Genomic DNA, 19541 nt, shown 5'->3' with positions numbered 1-19541 from the left:
CAACAGGGCCGACTGGAGCAACAGGGCCGACTGGAGCAACAGGGCCGACTGGAGCAACAGGACCGACTGGAGCAACAGGACCGACTGGAGTAACAGGGGCGACTGGAGAAACCGGCCCAACAGGAATCACGGGTCCAACTGGTGTAACTGGCTCAACCGGTCCAACAGGAGTTACTGGCGCAACCGGAGAAACTGGCCCAACAGGAGCAACAGGAGAAACCGGCTCAACTGGTGTAACTGGTTCAACAGGAGAAACTGGAGCGACGGGAGTAACCGGATCGACTGGCGCAACGGGATCAACTGGAGTAACAGGAGCAACAGGACCGACTGGAGCAACGGGGATAACAGGAGCAACGGGTTCAACCGGAGTAACAGGAACAACCGGCTCGACTGGTGTAACCGGTTCAACGGGAGAAACAGGCGCAACCGGTGTAACTGGCCCAACCGGAGAAACTGGCCTAACCGGCGCAACAGGGCCAACAGGTGTAACAGGAGAAACCGGCCCAACTGGAGTAACAGGTTCAACGGGAGAAACGGGTCCAACCGGAATCATGGGAGCAACCGGAGAAACGGGTCCAACTGGTGTAACGGGATCAACAGGTGTAACAGGAGAGACCGGTCCAACCGGAGCAACTGGAGCAACGGGTATATCTGGAGCAACTGGAGTAACAGGGGCGACCGGAGAAACGGGCCCAACCGGAGTAACAGGGGCGACTGGAGAAACGGGCCCAACCGGAATCACGGGTCCAACCGGAGCAACAGGTCCAACCGGAGTAACCGGAGAAACCGGAGTAACGGGATCAACCGGAGCAACTGGAGTGACTGGGGCAACGGGGATAACCGGAGCGACTGGCGCAACAGGGGTAACAGGTTCAACCGGAGAAACGGGTCCAACTGGTGTAACGGGAATAACTGGTGTAACGGGAATAACTGGTGTAACAGGACTAACTGGAGTAACAGGAGCAACTGGAGTAACAGGAGCAACAGGATCAACTGGAGTAACAGGAGCAACAGGAGTAACGGGATCAACAGGATCAACTGGAGAAACCGGCTCAACTGGTGCGACGGGATTAACTGGAGAAACCGGTGCAACAGGAGAAACCGGCCCAACTGGTATAACCGGAGTAACAGGGCCAACAGGAGTTACTGGCCCGACTGGGGTCACGGGCTCAATTGGTGTAACTGGTTCAGCCGGAGAAACTGGTCCAACCGGATCAACAGGCTCAACCGGATCGACTGGAGTAACAGGTCCAACTGGTGTAACTGGTTCAACCGGAGAAACTGGCCCAACAGGAGTAACTGGAGTAACAGGAGCAACAGGACCGACTGGAGCAACCGGTCCAACTGGAGCAACCGGAGCAACTGGAGAAACCGGCGCAACCGGCGCAACCGGTATAACTGGAGAAATGGGCCCAACGGGAGCGACCGGAATAACGGGCTCAACCGGATCAACAGGCGCAACTGGTGTAACCGGAATAACAGGCCCAACCGGTTCAACGGGTGTGACTGGAGCAACGGGTATAACTGGAGCAACTGGAGTAACAGGAGCCACAGGTTCAACCGGAGAAACCGGCCCAACAGGAGCAACAGGATCGACAGGACCGACAGGGGCAACGGGTGTAACTGGAGAAATCGGTCCAACCGGTTCAACTGGCGCGACTGGAGCAACCGGTCCAACCGGAATAACAGGCCCAACGGGATCGACAGGCCCAACCGGAATCACCGGTCCAACCGGAATAACAGGCCCAACGGGATCGACAGGCCCAACCGGAATCACGGGTCCAACCGGAGCGACTGGCGCAACTGGGGTCACGGGCCCAACGGGATCGACAGGCCCAACCGGAATCACGGGTCCAACCGGAGCGACTGGCGCAACTGGGGTCACGGGCTCAACGGGAGAAACAGGCGCAACCGGAGTAACGGGATCAACAGGCGCAACTGGTGTAACCGGAATAACAGGCCCAACCGGTTCAACGGGTGTGACTGGAGCAACGGGTATAACAGGAGCAACAGGAGCAACAGGAGCAACAGGAGCAACAGGAGCAACAGGAGCAACAGGAGCAACAGGAGCAACAGGAGTAACCGGAGCAACGGGTGCAACAGGAGTAACGGGATCAACAGGTGCAACTGGAGTGACTGGGGCAACGGGTATAACAGGAGCGACTGGCGCAACCGGGGTAACAGGCCCAACCGGTCCAACGGGTGTGACTGGAGCAACAGGAGTAACTGGAGCAACAGGAGTAACCGGAGCAACGGGTTCAACCGGAGTAACAGGGCCAACAGGAGCAACAGGAGTAACTGGAGCAACAGGAGTAACCGGTTCAACGGGTTCAACCGGAGTAACAGGGCCAACAGGAGCAACAGGAGTAACCGGAGCAACAGGAGTAACCGGAGCAACGGGTGCAACAGGAGTAACGGGATCAACAGGTGCAACAGGAGTGACTGGGGCAACGGGGATAACCGGAGCGACTGGCGCAACTGGCGCAACCGGGGTAACAGGCCCAACCGGTCCAACGGGTGTGACTGGAGCAACAGGAGCAACAGGAGCAACGGGAGTAACAGGAGCAACAGGAGTAACCGGATCAACAGGAGTAACCGGCGCCACAGGCAGTACACCGGCCTTGCTCTTCACAAGAACCAACGGGCCGCTCACTGTTTATCCGCCGTTAAATACAGAAGTTCCCGTTGCTACGCTGGCAATCCCAGTTAATGCTTTGCAGAATGTAAAGCTTGATTATGCCCTCAGTGTCGCGATAACATCTGCAGCCAATTCAAACTTTGTTTTTGAGGTGAGATTATATAGGGGAACAGTACAAATTCATACAAGAACTCTGTCGCGAACTAATACTACCGCAGCTACGGAAAGTTTTTCGATTGCGGACACAACAGTGGATACTGCGCCGACCGCAGGAACAAACACGTACCAGCTAAGGATTATTTTAACAACTGCTAATAATTTAACGGCAGCAACTGCTCTCAATATCGATTTTAACAGCATAAGTTTCCCGACAACCTAATGATAACAGCAGACTGATATTTTAAAGATGAAAGACCTGACTTATGCACAGTTAGGTCTTTTTTTCTGTGAAAAAAGCTGTGCATGATGCAGCCTTAAAGACCATTTGAAAATTTGCCCAATAGAAGTGGGGTTTTGCCACACCTTTTTTCTTCGTGGAAATATTATGCGAATAGAGGTGGTGTAATGAGAAAAGGAGATACTTGGTATAACAGATACGACTCTTGGGATTACGACTGCCGGAATTGCAATGATTGTTGCTGTCATTTTCAACATAAAAGAAGAAATCAAAGGCGCAGTTATCAAAATCGAGCACATTGCTGTGAAGGATTCTGTTGCGAAAACTCTTGCTGTCATGAAAGATGGTGTCCATGCTGTCATCCAAATCATTTTCATGTAAGAGGATTCACCGGAGCAACGGGGTGCACCGGAGCAACGGGGCTGACCGGAGCAACAGGGCTGACTGGAGCAACGGGATTCACTGGAGCAACGGGGTTTACCGGAGCAACGGGATTCACCGGAGCAACGGGCTCGACCGGGAATACCGGAGCGACTGGGGTAACCGGTGCCACCGGGGTAACGGGGGCAACTGGGGTAACAGGCGCCACGGGAGTAACGGGAGCCACCGGAGCTACTGGACTAACCGGAGCAACCGGCGTCACTGGAGATCCCGGCGCGACTGGAGCAACCGGCACCACGGGAGTAACGGGAGCCACCGGAGTAACAGGGGCCACCGGAGCCACTGGAGAAACCGGAGTAACGGGAGTAACCGGAGATACAGGAGCGACAGGAATAACAGGCGCCACCGGAGTAACCGGAGATACTGGAGCGACCGGAATAACGGGATCAACTGGAGCAACCGGGGTAACGGGAGTAACCGGAGTAACCGGAGCTACTGGAGCGACCGGAATAACTGGAGCCACTGGAGTAACCGGAGCAACCGGGATAACCGGAGAAACAGGCGCCACCGGAGTAACAGGCTCGACCGGAGCAACCGGCGCCACCGGAGTAACGGGAGCCACGGGGATAACCGGAGCAACTGGATTAACCGGCGCCACCGGGGTAATGGGGGCAACTGGGGTAACAGGAGCAACCGGAGTAACGGGCTCGACCGGAGCAACCGGCGCCACCGGAGTAACGGGAGCCACGGGGATAACCGGAGCAACTGGATTAACCGGCGCCACCGGGGTAATGGGGGCAACTGGGGTAACAGGCGCAACCGGAGTAACGGGAGCCACGGGAGTAACGGGAGCCACTGGAATAACCGGAGAAACCGGAGTAACGGGAGTAACCGGGGATACTGGAGCGACCGGAGTAACAGGTGCTACCGGTGTAACCGGGGATACTGGAGTAACGGGAGCCACCGGGCTCACCGGCCCAACCGGAGTAACGGGAGCCACCGGAGCTACTGGACTAACCGGAGCAACCGGCGCCACGGGAGTAACGGGAGCCACTGGACTAATCGGAGAAACCGGAGTAACGGGAGTAACCGGGGATACTGGAGCGACCGGAGTAACGGGAGCCGCTGGAGAAACCGGGATAACGGGAGCCACGGGAGTAACCGGGATAACGGGAGCCACGGGAGTAACCGGGGATACTGGATCAACAGGAATAACAGGCGCCACCGGAGTAACGGGATCAACCGGGGTAACCGGGGTAACCGGAGCTACTGGAGCAACCGGGGTAACGGGAGTAACCGGAGCTACTGGAGCGACAGGAATAACAGGCGCCACCGGAGTAACAGGCTCGACCGGAGAAACCGGCGCCACCGGAGTAACGGGAGCCACGGGGATAACCGGAGCAACTGGATTAACCGGCGCCACCGGGGTAATGGGGGCAACTGGGGTAACAGGAGCAACCGGAGTAACGGGCTCGACCGGTGTAACCGGGGCGACCGGAGTAACGGGAGTAACCGGAGCAACCGGGGTAACCGGAGATACCGGGGCGACCGGAGTAACGGGAGTAACCGGAGCAACCGGGGTAACGGGAGTAACTGGGGCAACCGGGGTAACGGGAGTAACCGGAGGTACTGGAGCGACTGGAGTAACAGGATCGACCGGAGCAACCGGAGCCACCGGAGTAACCGGAGTAACCGGCGCAACTGGGATAACCGGAGCAACCGGAGCAGGCGCGATCATTCCCTATGCTTCAGGTCTTCCCACTGCCGTGACGACCATTGCCGGCGGATTAATCGGAACGGTGAGCCTTGTCGGGTTCGGCAATTCTGTGACGGGCGTCAATGTCGGAGGGGGAGGTGCAATTGATCTTACCGGGGCCGGAGGGACTCTGCTGAACTTTGCTTTTTCTGCTCCGAGAAGCGGAACCATTACATCAATTGCCGCCTATTTCAGTACAACCGCAGCATTGTCGCTTGTCGGCTCGACGGTTACGATAACCGCACAATTATACAGTTCCACAGTGCCGAACAATACGTTCACGCCGATCCCCGGAGCATCCGTCACTTTAGCTCCTCCCCTCACCGGCATATTGTCAATCGGCAGCATCAGCAACGGAATCACGACAGGGCTGAACATTGCGGTAACTCCTCAAACCCGGCTGTTAATGGTATTCTCCGCCACTGCGACCGGCCTTTCGCTTATTAATACAGTGGCGGGATATGCAAGCGCGGGAGTTACGATTTCTTAAGTGAAAACGGCCAGACTGGTGCGGATCATCTAAGCTTGGAGAAGATATCACTTTTTCTTCAAGCTTTTTTGTTTTTACTTTTTGGGTAAATAAAGGCTGACGGGAATTTCCCGACAGCCGGCAGAAGTATTTACAAGCCTTCTGAAGTTAATCAGTATCTTAATGAAGACGTTTTTAGTGAGTTCGAATCATCCGTTGTGCCGGGAGTGTGGATCATCATCGAAACAGCGGTGCCCTCATCCGGGGTGCTGGTGATCGTCAATTCACTTCCGCAAAAATGCTTCAGCCGCCGATTGATATTTTTCAGGCCGACACTGCGATTAACATCAGAAGACAAAATATCTTTCTGTATGTCCGGCATGATGCCGGTTCCATTATCCTCCACTTTGATTAAATACGTGTTTTCGCCTTGTTTTTTCGCTGTCAGCTTTATCCGTCCGCCGCCTCTTTTCTTACTGATCCCGTGATGAACGGCGTTTTCCACCAATGGCTGTATCATTAAAGGCGGAAGGGGGAAGTCAATGTCCTGTTCAATATCAAAAGAGATATCAAGCCGTTTGCCGAAGCGTGTTTTTTCTATAGAAAGATATGACGTAATGATAGAAAGTTCGTTTCTGAATGAGCTGATGTCCGAAGTGTTTTGAAAATCAAAACTCATCCTTAAATAGTTTGTAAATGCAGCAGTCGTTTCCCGGGCTTTTTCAATATCCAAATGGCTGAGCGCGATGATCGTATTTAATACATTGTAAAGAAAATGAGGCTTAATTTGCGACTGAAGAAAAGCCATTTCCAAATTTGTGGCTTGGTGAGCCGTATGCTTCATCAAAATTAAATTTTTAATACGCGCGGTGAATTCAGAGTAATGATAAGGCTTTTGTAAAATGTCGTTTGCTCCGGCATGAAACGCCTTGTATTTGTCATGGCTGATAATGGCTGCCGTAACGATAAGAACCGGCAGATCGACCATGCTGAATCTTTCGCGGATGATTGCGCAGACTTCAAAACCCGTCATGTCGGGCATCATCAAGTCTAATATGACCAAGTCAAGCTTCGAGGAAGAGACAGCTTGAAGCGCCTCTTTTCCGCTTTTTACTGCGATTACGTTATAAGGAACACCTTCCAGCATATCAGTTAAAATTTTCAAACTCTCGATGTTATCGTCGACGATCAGAATCGTCGGAGCCTCGATTTTTTCTGAGTGATAAGGCGTGACCAGCGAAATATCCGGCATTCTCTGTCCGGGCTGTGATTTAGGAAGCTGGGTCTTTGCTTCCGGTAAAGAATCAATTTGAGCGGCGGGTAACGTAAAATGAAAGGCTGATCCTTGCGCCGCCGCTGACTCCGCCCAGATGTCCCCGTTTTGGAGCTTGACGAGCTGTTTCACAATACTTAAACCTAAACCCGTTCCATCTTCTTCCGTCCCTTCAGCTTGCTGAAAAGAATCAAAAATGGTTTCAAGATCAGCCTCAGGAATGCCGCTGCCGGTATCGGCCACCGTGATTTGAATCATTTTGTCATTCAGGCTTTCAGCAGAAAGAATAATGTTCCCCTCGGATGTGTACTTGATTGCGTTTTCAACAAGATTGGTTAAGATTTGCCGGAATCGGTTTTCATCTGCAAGCACCAAAGGGAGATCGTCCGGCACATGATTAAGAATGGCAAGTTTTTTATGTTTGGATAAAAGCCGGTAGAAGTTCATCTCACTGCATATGACGGCATGCACATCGACGGGAACCGGACGAATCTGCAGCATACCCTGCTTCATTTTTTCCAAATCAAGAATATCATTTACGAGATCAGAAAGTCTGTAGCCCATACGGATGATCAGCTGCATATTTTCTTTCTCTTCCTCTATCGTCTTCTTTTTTCTGCCGGCTACAAGGGTTTGGCATATATTAATAATGCTGTTCAGCGGCGTCTTGAATTCGTGTGAAGTTTTGGCGATAAATTCATCTTTCAGTTGGTCGATTTTGACTAATTTCCGTGAGAGGACTTCATTGTCCCGGAAAGCTCCGGCGAATTGCTGCGCCATCAGAAGAACCACCGCCAATAAAGCGATGACTGTCGGCAATGAATAGATCGAATTAAAAGAAAAAGCCGTTTTGCCGCTGTAAGCTGAAATGGTTGTAAGAATCACAAAAGCGCTCATCGAGACGGATGCGAGTGTAAGGTACGTGCTTCCTTTTATTTTTCTTATGGCGGCAATCGTAAAAATATATGTAATATAAAACAGAGTCGTAACGGCAAGCACAGAATGTAAAATGTATGAGAGGTGGTCAATGAAACTTCCGGACATAAAATCAGTGATCAAGATAATCCCGGATAAAGCGGTTAAAAAGGTGATCGTCGTTTTTGAAACAATTTCTCTGTATGCATAAAAGAGATAAAGAAAAACCGCCATGCTGACAAGCACGGTTGAGATGATACGCAAGGAATTCAGCAATGAAAATGAAATAGACGGAAAGAGGAGAAAGATAATTCTTTCTTTCCCGATCATAAGAATAATGGCTGAAAAAAGCAGACACATCACGGAAAAGAACAATAAATGTTTATCCTTTGTCCGTTGGAGAAAAAAGCCGAGAAAATATAAACCGGTAATGAAAAAAGCCGTAATCATAATGGAATCATTGAAAAAGGAAATTTGATTCTCGCGTATAATTTGTTCCTGAGTCCCAAACGTTATCGGTTTTGCGATCCCCCAGCCGGGAACTTTTCCGAAATTCGAAAAATGCAGGACAAGTTCATTGTCACCCTTGCGAAGCCTGAAAAAGCTGCTGTACGGTTTGTTCTGCGCCTTAAAATCAGCTTTTTCTGAAGGATTGCCGCTCTGTCCGATTACTTTTCCATTAAGATAAAGGCGGTTTGAACTGTAGATAAAAGATGTGCTGATCCCCAAAACCTGATTGTCTTCATTTGATCGGATTGTCAGTTTGTACGTCCCGTAATCCACATCGGCCGTTTTTCCGAACAGCTTCACATTGACAGGGACATCAACGAGTACGGGATTTTTTCCTTTTGCTGAATGAAGCGCCTGCGGTGACAGCATCTGATTTGGATATAGAATCCATTTCCCGTTCAGCTGGACATTTCCATCCTTTTGAAAATCCCACTTTTCCAGATTGATCACTCCCTGTTCCGCTTGAGGGAGGGATGATCCTGAAAAATGATCCATGGCCATAAAAATCATAAAGAAGGCAGCATAGCCGCAAATAATCGAAATCGAAATGAATTTTTCTTTCACATCATTACTCCTTTATCCCATTCAGGGGCATTCTATTATCCTATTTAATGTACAAATATTGTAATCACAAACTTTATAATACAACAAGAGAAAGAAAAAGAATCCAACTATATAGGGCGTTGGACATGGTATAATTGAAATTATTTTCAGATATCTATATTGACGGGTGGGATGCGGTTTGAAAGCGTTAATTGTGGATGATGAGGAACTGGCATTGCTTCATTTTAATCGTATGCTTGAGCGGACAAACGCCTTTCAATCTATTATAACGTTTCAAGATCCGGCGGAAGTTCTGGAGCATTCGGAGCTTTCAGCAGCTGATGCGGTGTTTCTTGACATTGAAATGCCCGGGATAAACGGTATTGAGCTAGCTGAATCGATTCAGGAGCTCAATGAAAATATCCAAGTTATTTTTATCACCGCTTATAATGAATTCGCGATCAAAGCGTTTGAATTAAATGCTGTCGATTATCTTTTAAAACCGGTTGACAATGCCCGGCTGCTGACAACTGTTGAGCGAATCCGAATGAATAAAAAACTCAGGGCGGCAGAAGAGAATACCGGGATGGATTATGTTATACAATGTTTTGGGAATCTGGACTTTTATCAATCGGTAAATGGTGTCAAAACATACATAACAGTCAAGTGGAGAACATCCAAAGCCCGTGAACTGTATGCATTTTTACTTCTTAATCAAGGGCGCACGGTCAGTAAAGACATGCTGATGGAAATGTTTTGGCCTGCTTATGATATATCAAAAGCAAGCACCCAGCTCTACTCGACAATATATCAGATACGGAAATTAATCGGTCAGCTGCCCTTCAGCCAATCAATAGAAAATACCGATATAGGATACATTCTCCGGCTTTCCGGGGTAAAGATTGATACAGTGGAATGGGAAAAAACATTAAAAGAGGCTCCTCCGCTCAGCGCAGCTGCACTAACCCGGCACATGAACATTGTCATGTCATATGAGAACCATTATCTCATGGAGAATGGCTATCTGTGGGCAGAGCCGGAAAAAGCGCGTCTGGCCCATCTGTGGCTCAGCAAAGCGTACGAACTGATTGGTTTTCTCATCCAAGAGAAGAATGATCATCAAGCGATGGACATTTGCCTGCAGGTTGAGAAAATAGAGCCCGGTGACGATAAAATTATACAATACAAACTGCAGTTATTTAATAAACTGGGAAAGGTAGAAGAGGCGATAAAGGAATACGAACGCTATAAACAATTGAAGGATAAAATCAATTGACGATTGAATGACCGGACCGGCTGATGCCGGTCTTTTTTTGTGCGCTATTTCTGAAATGATCCCCATGTACAGAATTTGTATAGGCCGATTTCATACAATGTAGTTTGGTTCGGATAAGGAGAATCCCATGCTTACCGGCTTGTTCGAACGTAAGTCTATATAAAAGGGGAGGAATAAGACATTGGGAGTGAGGAACTTTTCGTTCAGCCAGAAAAAAAGCAAAAGGCTGAGGGCGGCATTGATTTCATGCTTCACGCTGTTTTTCATCTTCAGCCAAGTTGTCAGCTTTACTCCGATCGCAGCCGCTTCCGGATCACAACAAAGCGAGAGCGGGTTCTTTGATTCAGTTACAGTCAAAGACGGCAGACAGCAGACCGTTGACGGGTCAAAAGGGAGTGAGCCCGCTTTAGCACCGGGAGATAAAGTGACACTGACATACGAATGGTCACTAAAACACAAGGAAGATGCAAGTGACCGGAATATCACCTTAAAGATTCCGGAAAGTTTTACATTAGATAACGATGCCGAAGGTGAGCTGACATCAGCTGATCGGGTGATCGGTATATATAAAGCTGAAGCAAAAAGCAGCACGCTGGAAGTGAAAGTGAATGATGCTGGAGCGGATGCCGGGGATGCCAAAGGCGTCATTACACTGTCGGCGAAGTTTACTCCCGACATAACAGATGAGACGAAAATGGCAAAAGCTCTTTTTCAACTGGATGCCGGCAAGACCCAGCAGGTGTTAATCCCTGTGAAGAAAGACGAAACAACGGATTCCGATACAGAAAAAAACACTTCTTCAACACCTGCTGAACCTCAGGAAAAGACAGAGAAAAAGTCAGCATCTGCGGACGGCGGTGATAAAGCAGAACAGACAACGAAATCAAAACCTTCTGCTAAACGCAGTCAATCAAAAATGGTGATTACAAGCAAATCTGCCGCTAAAAGCCTTCAATCAGGCGGAAGCCGGATTACGAAAAATATTTTAACTGATGTGAAATTGACGGATGAAAAAGGAAAACCATATGACAAAAACAACCCTGCGAATACGAACTCTCCGGCAAATATCACCATTCAATGGGCGATTCCGAATGAGCTGGGAAAAACAATAAACGACGGTGATCGATATGAATTTGATCTGCCTAAAGAATTTATCATGCATAATGACATTACGAACCAGCCATTGACCGACGGCGATAGTACGTACGGAACTTTTTCCATTAATACGAGCGGCCATGTCATCATGACGTTTAACGGCGAGGTAAAAGAAGATTCTAACGTCAAGGGGTCATTGTATGTAAACACCCAATTCAATCAGAAAGAAATAAAAGGATCAACCACACAAAAGATTAAGTTTCCGGTTAACTCTGATACGCCGGACGTAACGGTTTATTTTAAACCGAATGTCAATAAAACCATTGAGAAATCAGGGTCATTGGATAAAGGTATTAATCCCGGAAAGGTAACGTGGACGGTTGATCTTAATAAAAAAGAAGAAGAAGTTAAACATGCGAAATTGACTGAAAGCCTTCCGGACGAATTGACTTTCCGATCTGTGAAAGTGTATGAACTCGATGTGAATATTGACGGTTCGGTGAGTCAGGGAAATGAGATAACTTCAGGTTATACCGTTGGCGAAAACGGTAGTGTCACCTTCGCCGGAACGATCAATTCAGCCTACCGGCTCATATATGACACAGAAATTAAAGATGCGGCAAAGCCGGGTAAAGGCGGAAAGATCACGCTGACAAACAAGGCGGCATTCAGCGGAGACAATGCGGAGCCGATTTCTGCGGAAGCTTCCGTAACAGCGGGTTACGGAAAAATGATAGAAAAATCTTCGACAGGTTATAAAGGAGAATCCCAAACGTTCAGCTGGGCTGTTATGTACAACTACGGTGAGAAAAAGATTGATCAATCCAAAGCCGGCATCAAGGATACGTTCGGATCAGACGATCTGCATCTTGTTCCCGGTTCATTGAAAGTCCTTCCGATTACATTCAGCCAGAACGGCAGCGAACAAGAGGGCGCCCCATTAAAAGAGGGTGAGGATTATACGCTGACTGATAACGGGAACGGTTTTGAAATAAAATTCAAGCAAAGTGTCACAGGAGCATATAAGATCATTTATCAATCTCAAGTCAACGATGGGGTCATTATTGACAGTCCTGTCAAATACACCAACACAGCAGTGACAGATACAGGGGAATCAAAGGAAACTCCGGGAACTGCCATTCAGCAGAATCTGATCAAAAATTATTCAAATGCAGACTATGAGAAGAAGACGGTTGATTGGACAATCACAGTTAACAAAAACGGTTACACAATGAAAGACTGGACGCTGGATGATCAATTCACCAGCGGAGGCCTGGCGCTCATTGACGATTCATTTCACATGCAAGACACGACTGATAACAAAACGCTGAAAGAAGGAACAGACTATACATTAACAAAAAAACCCGGAAATCAAGGCTTTACAATAGCATTGATCGGGGATTATGCAGAAACAAACAGTCAGTTTAAGATCACGTATACGACAAAATTCAACGCTGACTTTTCAAACGAACCCATTAAGAATACGGCGGAGTCGACATGGACGGATAAAAACGGCGGCAAACGCACAAATAAGGAATCGAGCGGTTTCACACCGAACAATCAGACGTCCCATAACGGATTCAAAAACGGCTCATACAACGCCGTTTCAAAAGAAATCACATGGAAAGTCGGCATCAATTACAACGGCGAACCTTCAAAAAATCCTTATATAAAAGATACGATCACAGATGGTCAGCAATTTTTGCATGGGTCGGTTGCTGTTAAAACGTATACCATCAGCAAAAACGGCTCCATCACTGAAGGAGAGTCGCTGGATTCTTCAAAATATGAAATAGAAGAGCCGTCAGACGGCAACAAAAATACGTTAATCGTACGTCTCAAAACTGATGACGCTTTACCATACCTGATTGAATTTAAAACGTCATTAAAAGGCCAGGTCATCAAACAGAATCAATACACAAACAAAGCAGAGTACTTTAATAATGACCATGCAGACCGAACGCTGACGGGTTCAGTTTCCATCGCAAACGGAGGAAACCTGATTTCGAAAGGCGGCAAGCAGAACGGAAACAATATCGATTGGAACATTAATGTCAATGCCAGCCAATCGACACTGGATGACGTAAAAGTCAAAGACACCCCGGATGAGAATCAAATAATAGATGAAGATTCTTTTAAAGTATATCAAGCAAAATATAATGAGAACGGCGTTATGAAAGACAGCAGCGGAAATCTTATTCCGGGTGATGTGAAGCTTGAAAAAGATAAGGACTATAAACTAGATATAAAAACTGACAATGCCACCGGTGAACAATCATTTGTCCTCACCTTTACCGGCAGCTATAAACAAATCGACCGCGCGTATGTCATACAATATCGTTCTCTCATTAATATTTCCGGCAGCAGCGGTCAGGTCAGCAACAAAGTGTCGATATCAGGGACAAATGTTGAGGAGCAGACCCAAGAGAACAACAGCTCAGTGTTTGTCGCCATTTCAAGCGGCGGCGGCTCAGGATCAGGAGAGAAGGGAAGCCTGACGATATCTAAAACAGGATCAGACGGAACATCTCTTTCAGGAGCCGGCTTTCAATTATGGTCTAAAGACGGCAAGCAGCTGCTGCGTACGGGCACAACAGACGATGCCGGTAAACTTGTGTTTGGGAATATCCGTTACGGAACCTATGTACTGAAAGAAATAAAAGCTCCGGACGGCTACACCATCAGCGACGCTTATGTAAACGGGGTCTCCGTTACGATTGACGGCAAATCCTCCGCAGCAGGAGCACTCTATAAAGTCATAAATCAAAAAAATAAGGTGACGCTTATCAAAAAAGACGAAAACAATAATCCTTTGGCCGGTGCTGTATTTAAGCTTGAGAAAAAATCAAGCGACGGCACCTATACTCTGATAAAAAATAATATTGAAAGCGATAAAAATGGGAAAGTTGAGATCAACGGTTTGCCCGCCGGATACTATCGGCTGATGGAGACGAAAGCCCCGTCAGGGTTTATCGTAAACACAAAAGCCATTCACTTCTCAATCGCAAAGAACGAAAAGAATCAAGTACCTGATGTTGAATTGGGATCAATGGTGAATTATAAAGGAAAAGCCGCTTTAACGAAGAAAGATGCAGACGGCCGGAATCTTGAAGGCGCAGTTTTCAAAATCATCGACAGTGATGGTAAAACGGTTCAGGAAGATCTGGTTTCAGAAAAGGACGGAAAAATAGAAACATCCGGCCTTGCACCCGGTCATTACGCCTTCATCGAAACGAAAGCGCCTGACGGTTATGTGTTAAATACGGAGAAAGTGGAGTTTACCATCTCAGAAACAGCGGAAGGAAAGCCGGAGTCAACTGACGCAGGAACGGCCGTCAACTATAAAGGCTCTGTCCAGCTGACGAAGGAAGATGCAGACGGCCGGAACCTAGAAGGCGCAGTTTTCAAAATCGTCGACAGTGATGGAAACACGGTTCAGGAAGATCTGGTTTCCAATAAAGACGGAAAAGTAGAAACATCCGGCCTTGCACCGGGTCATTACGCCTTCATCGAAACAAAAGCGCCCGACGGTTATGTGTTAAATACGGAGAAAAAAGAGTTTACCATCTCAGAATCGGCGGAAGGAAAGCCAAACCCGTCTGACGCAGGAACGGCCGTCAACTATAAAGGCTCTGTCCGGCTGACGAAGGAAGATGCGGAAAGCAAGAAGCTTGAAGGTGCAGTCTTCAAAATCGTCGGCAGTGATGGAAAAACGGTTAAAGAAGATCTGGTTTCCAATAAAGACGGAAAAGTAGAAACATCCGGCCTTGCACCGGGTCATTACGCCTTCATCGAAACAAAAGCGCCCGACGGTTATGTGTTAAATACGGAGAAAAAAGAGTTTACCATCTCAGAAACAGAGGAAGGAAAGCCGAAGCCGTCTGACGCCGGCACCTTTGTCAACTATCAAGGCTCTGTCCAGCTGATCAAGAAGGATCAAGACGGAAACGTTTTAGACGGTGCAGTATTTAAAATCATTGACAGTGATGGAAAAACCGTAAGAGACGATCTGATGACAAAAGAAGGCGGCAAAATTGACGCCGGCGGTTTGGCGCCCGGAAACTATCAATTTGTTGAAACAAAAGCGCCGGATGGTTATCTGCTGTCAACAACCCCTGTGCCGTTTACGATTAAGGCTGAGAACAGCGGAAAACCGAATCAGGCTGCCCTGACTGCAGTTAACATCAAGAACAGCGTTGTTCTTACAAAATTGGATCAAGGTGACAAACGGAAAGTCCTGCAAGGTGCGAAGTTTAATCTGACAGATGCAAACGGCAAAGTACTGACAGAGGGTCTGACGACAGATGAGCACGGACAAATTATTGTACGGGGACTGAAAGCGGGCGAATATCAATTTATCGAAACAAAAGCGCCTGAACTTTACAGTTTGGATCAAACACCAATATCATTTAAGATCACAAATACCGACATAAAACCAGTCGAAATCAGTGCGGCGAATACACTGACGCCTGGTGATGTCACACTGACAAAAGTGGATCATGACGATAAAAATAAGGTGCTGGAAGGTGCTGAATTCAAGATCACGGATTCTTCCGGACATCCGGTAAACACCGGCGGCAGCAAAGAACGGCCGGCGGTATGGAAGACGGATCAAAAGGGCCGGTTTACGGTGAAAGGATTAGCGCCCGGGCAGTATCAATTTATCGAAACAAACGCGCCTGACGGTTATCAGCTGAACGAAAAACCAATTGAATTCACAATTGAAAAAGGACAGTCAAAAGCCGTTGAGGTCGTCGTTTCTAATAAGAAATTAAAAAATCCCGCACCTGGGAAAGACACACCGAATCATCAAACGAATCAAGGCGGGCATCACCCTGATACCAATGGTAAAACCAATCACTCGGATACAGGCAAAAACCTGCCGAAAACCGGTGATACGGACGGTATGATGCCGGTCACGGCCGGTATTCTGCTGCTATTAGCCGGCGGAGCCGCGGCTGTTGTATCAAGAAAGAAGAAAGCAAGGAATAGATAGACGTTATCGCACCTGATCATGTAAGAATCGATCAGGTGCTTTTTTAAAAAGAGAATCATTTCTCACCAAATACTCACCGCATGGCGTACAAGAAAGGAATTTTCTTCATGGTTAAAAAAATGATCATTGCCGTTCTTATTTTGTCCGGGCTGCTTCTCATTTCCTCTCCTCTCATGAAAGGCTGTTTGATCGCGTACCTCAGTAAAAGCCAAATTGAAACGGAATTGACCGCAGAACAAGCGCGGAAAAATAACATGAAAAAAGCGGACTATGATTTTGAATCCATTCATCCGCCCGGTTTCAGTGAAACAGTTCAGTCAAGTTTTAATCGCAAACCAAAACCGATAATCGGACGGATAACCATCAGCAGCATCGATTTAGACCTTCCGATTTTAAAAGGCACAACCAATGAAAACCTGCTGATCGGCGCGGCAACTATGCGTCCGGATCAGAAAATGGGCGAGGGAAACTACCCGTTGGCAGGCCACCATCTGAAGCAGGAGAACCTATTGTTCGGCCCTCTTTTACACATAAAAAAAGGCGCGAAAATCGTGATGACCGACTTTAGAAAAGACTATATTTATTCTGTAACATCAAAAACCATGATTTCAGAAATAGAAGCAAACGCAATTCAGGAGACAAAAGATAAAGAGATTACATTAATCACATGCGACAAAGCGGTAAGAACCGAAGGGCGCCTGGCCGTCAAAGGAAAATTGATTGATATTTCCGGTCATTCAAATGTATCTCGGCCATCATAGAGAAACACTTTGTCAACTGAATATATGTCCGTTGTTAAACATCCCGAGACTGGCTTCTGTCAGTCTTTTTTTTGCGCATCGATTATAAAAAGTTCATCCTTCTTATCTCTCTTAAGGGAAATTATACCAGACTGCACTTTTTGAAAGAAATGACAAGAGAAAAAGATCACGAAAATTCTCAAAAATGAGAAACAAAGATTTAAAAAGTGGTATGATTTTAGGAGGAAAGGACGGCTGGTGCTGTGTTGGAAGCGAAGCGGTTTTATGTCTCTCTGCAAATGAAAATCGCCGGATTAATCACGGCTTTATTAATACTTGTCATCGGAACGCTCACTGTTATATTTGCCTTTCAGCAATTAAAGGAAGGCCAGAAGCAGGCTGAACAGCTGGCGGTGCAAACGGCAAAAACCATTTCATACATGCCTCCTGTAAAAGAGGCATTCCGGCTTGCGGATCAAGAAGCTTTTACAAAGTTAGACGTCATTGAACAAATGAAAGAACAGGCAGGCGCGCACGCCGTCTACATTACTGATCAAAAAGGGCATGTTGCATTTCATTCGGCCCGCAGCAGCATTCCGAAAGAAAATCAAAATCTGCAAAACAAAACCGTCATGTTCGGCGGGTCTCCGGTTTCCGACGGAATGACGGCCGTCCGGGGAAGCGCCCCGGTTATTCTGGAGGAAAAAAATCATAACGAAGTTGTCGGAACGGTGACAGTCGAGTTTTTACAAGATGAGATAGAAAAAGATATGAAAGCGCATCTGCGGCATTTAGGCTATTTTGCATGTTTGGTGTTTCTTATCGGCATCGGGGGAGCGGCGGCGCTCGCAAAAAGCATCCGTAAAGATACACTCGGCCTTGAACCGCATGAAATTGCAGCGCTGTACCGGGAGCGCAATGCGATGCTCCTTGCGATGAAAGAAGGGATTATCGCCGTAAACAAAGAAGGCGCGGTAACCATGATGAATTTATCTGCGGCTGATATGCTGAATCTTCCGGCACCGATGATCGGAAGGCATATAAAAGAAATCATGCCGGGCGCAAATCTTATGCCGGTTTTGGCAGGGGGAGAATTACCGCCGAACGTGGAGGTGCGTGCCGGAGATAAAGTGTTTATCTTAAACGTGAAAGAAATGAAGCAGACCGGACAAGTATACGGAGCGGTGATCAGCTTCCGCGAAAAAACGGAGCTCAAGAAACTCATTAACAAGCTGACTGAAATGAAAAAATACTCGGAGGATCTCCGGGCGCAAACGCATGAATTCTCGAATAAGCTTTACGCGATCCTCGGTCTGTTAGAGCTGGGAGAATATAATGAAGCCATTGAACTGATAAAAGAAGAGTACGCCATCCAGAATGAACAGCACGAAATCCTCTTTCAAAACATTCATTCACAGCGGGTTCAGGCCATACTATTAGGAAAAATGGGAAAGGCGTCTGAGAAGAAAGTGAAGCTTTCAATAGATGAAAACAGCTTTTTAGAATCGCTGCCGGAGCATGTGGGTTCATCCCAGCTCATTACGATCATCGGAAATCTTATTGATAACGCTTTCGAAGCCGTCGCCGAAAAAGAGAAAAAAGAGGTCGCCTTTTTTATGACCGATATCGGCAGGGATATCGTCATCGAAGTGGCGGATTCAGGAGACGGCGTGCCTCAGGAAAAAACAGAAACGATATTTGAAAAGGGCTACTCTTCAAAGGGGACGAGGAGAGGATACGGCTTAGCCAATCTGAAAGAAGCCGTCAGTGAATTGCAGGGATCGATAGAGATTTCGCAGCAAAAGAGCGGCGGTGCCGTATTTACGGTGTTTATACCGAAAGAAAGGTCAAAGGGGGAATCGGTGTGATTAACATCGCGATTGCAGAGGACGACTTTCGAATAGCGCAAATTCACGAAAAATTTATCGAACATCTTGATGGATTCAATGTCATCGGCAAAGCAATCAATGCCAAAGACACCATATCGCTGCTTGAGAAACGGCAGCCTGATCTGCTGCTTTTGGATATTTATATGCCTGATGAGCTGGGGACAGATCTGCTTCCCCTCATCCGCGGCCGTTTTCCTTCCGTTGATATCATCATTATTACGGCTTCTGCCGAAACAAGACTGCTGCAGGAAGCGCTCAGATCAGGCGTTTCTCACTATGTCATAAAGCCGGTGTCGGCACATAAATTTACAGAAGTGCTTTTGCAGTACCGTGAAAAAAGAGAATGGCTGCACTCACAGCCGGAGCTGAGCCAGTCCGTTATCGACATGTTTTTCGGAAGCGGTCAGAAAGAACAAAAACAGCTCAATGATCTGCCGACCGGGATTAATTCAATTACACTTCAAAAAATCAAAAACGCGCTCAGAGCAGCCCAAAAAGGGATGACGGCTGAAGAACTGGGCGAAAAAATGGGCGCCTCCAGAACAACGGCGCGGCGCTACGCCGAGTTTCTCGTTTCTCAGGAAGAAGCGCTCGCTGAATTAGAGTACGGCATTATCGGCAGGCCGGAACGGAAATATTATTTAGCACATGAATAAGGGATGG

The 19541-nt window shown here is 47.5% G+C and carries 8 protein-coding genes and 1 pseudogene; 7 read left to right on the top strand and 2 right to left on the bottom strand.

What is annotated here, in order from left to right:
- Both K3G25_RS20800 and K3G25_RS18950 read left to right on the top strand, forming a co-directional pair.
- Positions 1–3017 (top strand): beta strand repeat-containing protein (locus K3G25_RS20800; RefSeq protein ID WP_404977501.1); only part of this gene is annotated, 3017 nt, incomplete at its 5' end.
- A gap of 185 nt (positions 3018–3202) precedes the next feature.
- Positions 3203–5662: an exosporium glycoprotein BclB-related protein gene (locus K3G25_RS18950; RefSeq protein ID WP_232489473.1), complete on the top strand. Its 2460-nt coding sequence runs from the start codon at positions 3203–3205 to the stop codon at positions 5660–5662.
- Positions 5663–5813: 151 nt separating this feature from the next.
- Here K3G25_RS18950 and K3G25_RS18945 read toward each other — a convergent pair whose 3' ends face one another.
- Positions 5814–6893 (bottom strand): sensor histidine kinase, encoded by a 1080-nt coding sequence (locus K3G25_RS18945; protein WP_269770613.1) that lies wholly within the window; start codon positions 6891–6893, stop codon positions 5814–5816.
- A gap of 72 nt (positions 6894–6965) precedes the next feature.
- Positions 6966–8279 (bottom strand): annotated as a pseudogene (locus K3G25_RS18940) (ATP-binding protein); the annotation flags it as partial.
- 802 nt (positions 8280–9081) lie between these two features.
- Between K3G25_RS18940 and K3G25_RS18935 the strand changes: the two are divergent.
- From K3G25_RS18935 to K3G25_RS18915, 5 genes are all read left to right on the top strand, one after another.
- Positions 9082–10158, top strand: a complete 1077-nt coding sequence (locus tag K3G25_RS18935) for a response regulator (RefSeq protein ID WP_232489472.1) — start codon at positions 9082–9084, stop codon at positions 10156–10158.
- A 181-nt stretch (positions 10159–10339) separates the two neighbouring features.
- Entirely contained in the window at positions 10340–16249 is a 5910-nt protein-coding gene (locus K3G25_RS18930) for a SpaA isopeptide-forming pilin-related protein (protein ID WP_232489471.1), read from the top strand.
- Between the two features lie 107 nt (positions 16250–16356).
- The gene (locus tag K3G25_RS18925) at positions 16357–17010 is read left to right on the top strand and encodes a class A sortase (protein WP_014417171.1); all 654 of its coding nucleotides are present in this window, start codon (positions 16357–16359) and stop codon (positions 17008–17010) included.
- Positions 17011–17252: 242 nt separating this feature from the next.
- The gene (locus tag K3G25_RS18920; protein WP_014417172.1) at positions 17253–18857 is read left to right on the top strand and encodes a sensor histidine kinase; all 1605 of its coding nucleotides are present in this window, start codon (positions 17253–17255) and stop codon (positions 18855–18857) included.
- Positions 18854–19534, top strand: a complete 681-nt coding sequence (locus tag K3G25_RS18915) for a response regulator (RefSeq protein ID WP_007408483.1) — start codon at positions 18854–18856, stop codon at positions 19532–19534. The genes K3G25_RS18920 and K3G25_RS18915 overlap by 4 nt, the downstream gene beginning before the upstream one ends.
- Positions 19535–19541 lie beyond the last annotated feature (7 nt).

Source organism: Bacillus sp. FCW2, assembly GCF_021228595.1.
In the GTDB taxonomy this organism is placed as follows: domain Bacteria; phylum Bacillota; class Bacilli; order Bacillales; family Bacillaceae; genus Bacillus; species Bacillus velezensis.
The sequence above is the reverse complement of the archived record's forward strand: the minus strand, read 5'-3'. Positions and strand labels throughout refer to the sequence as shown.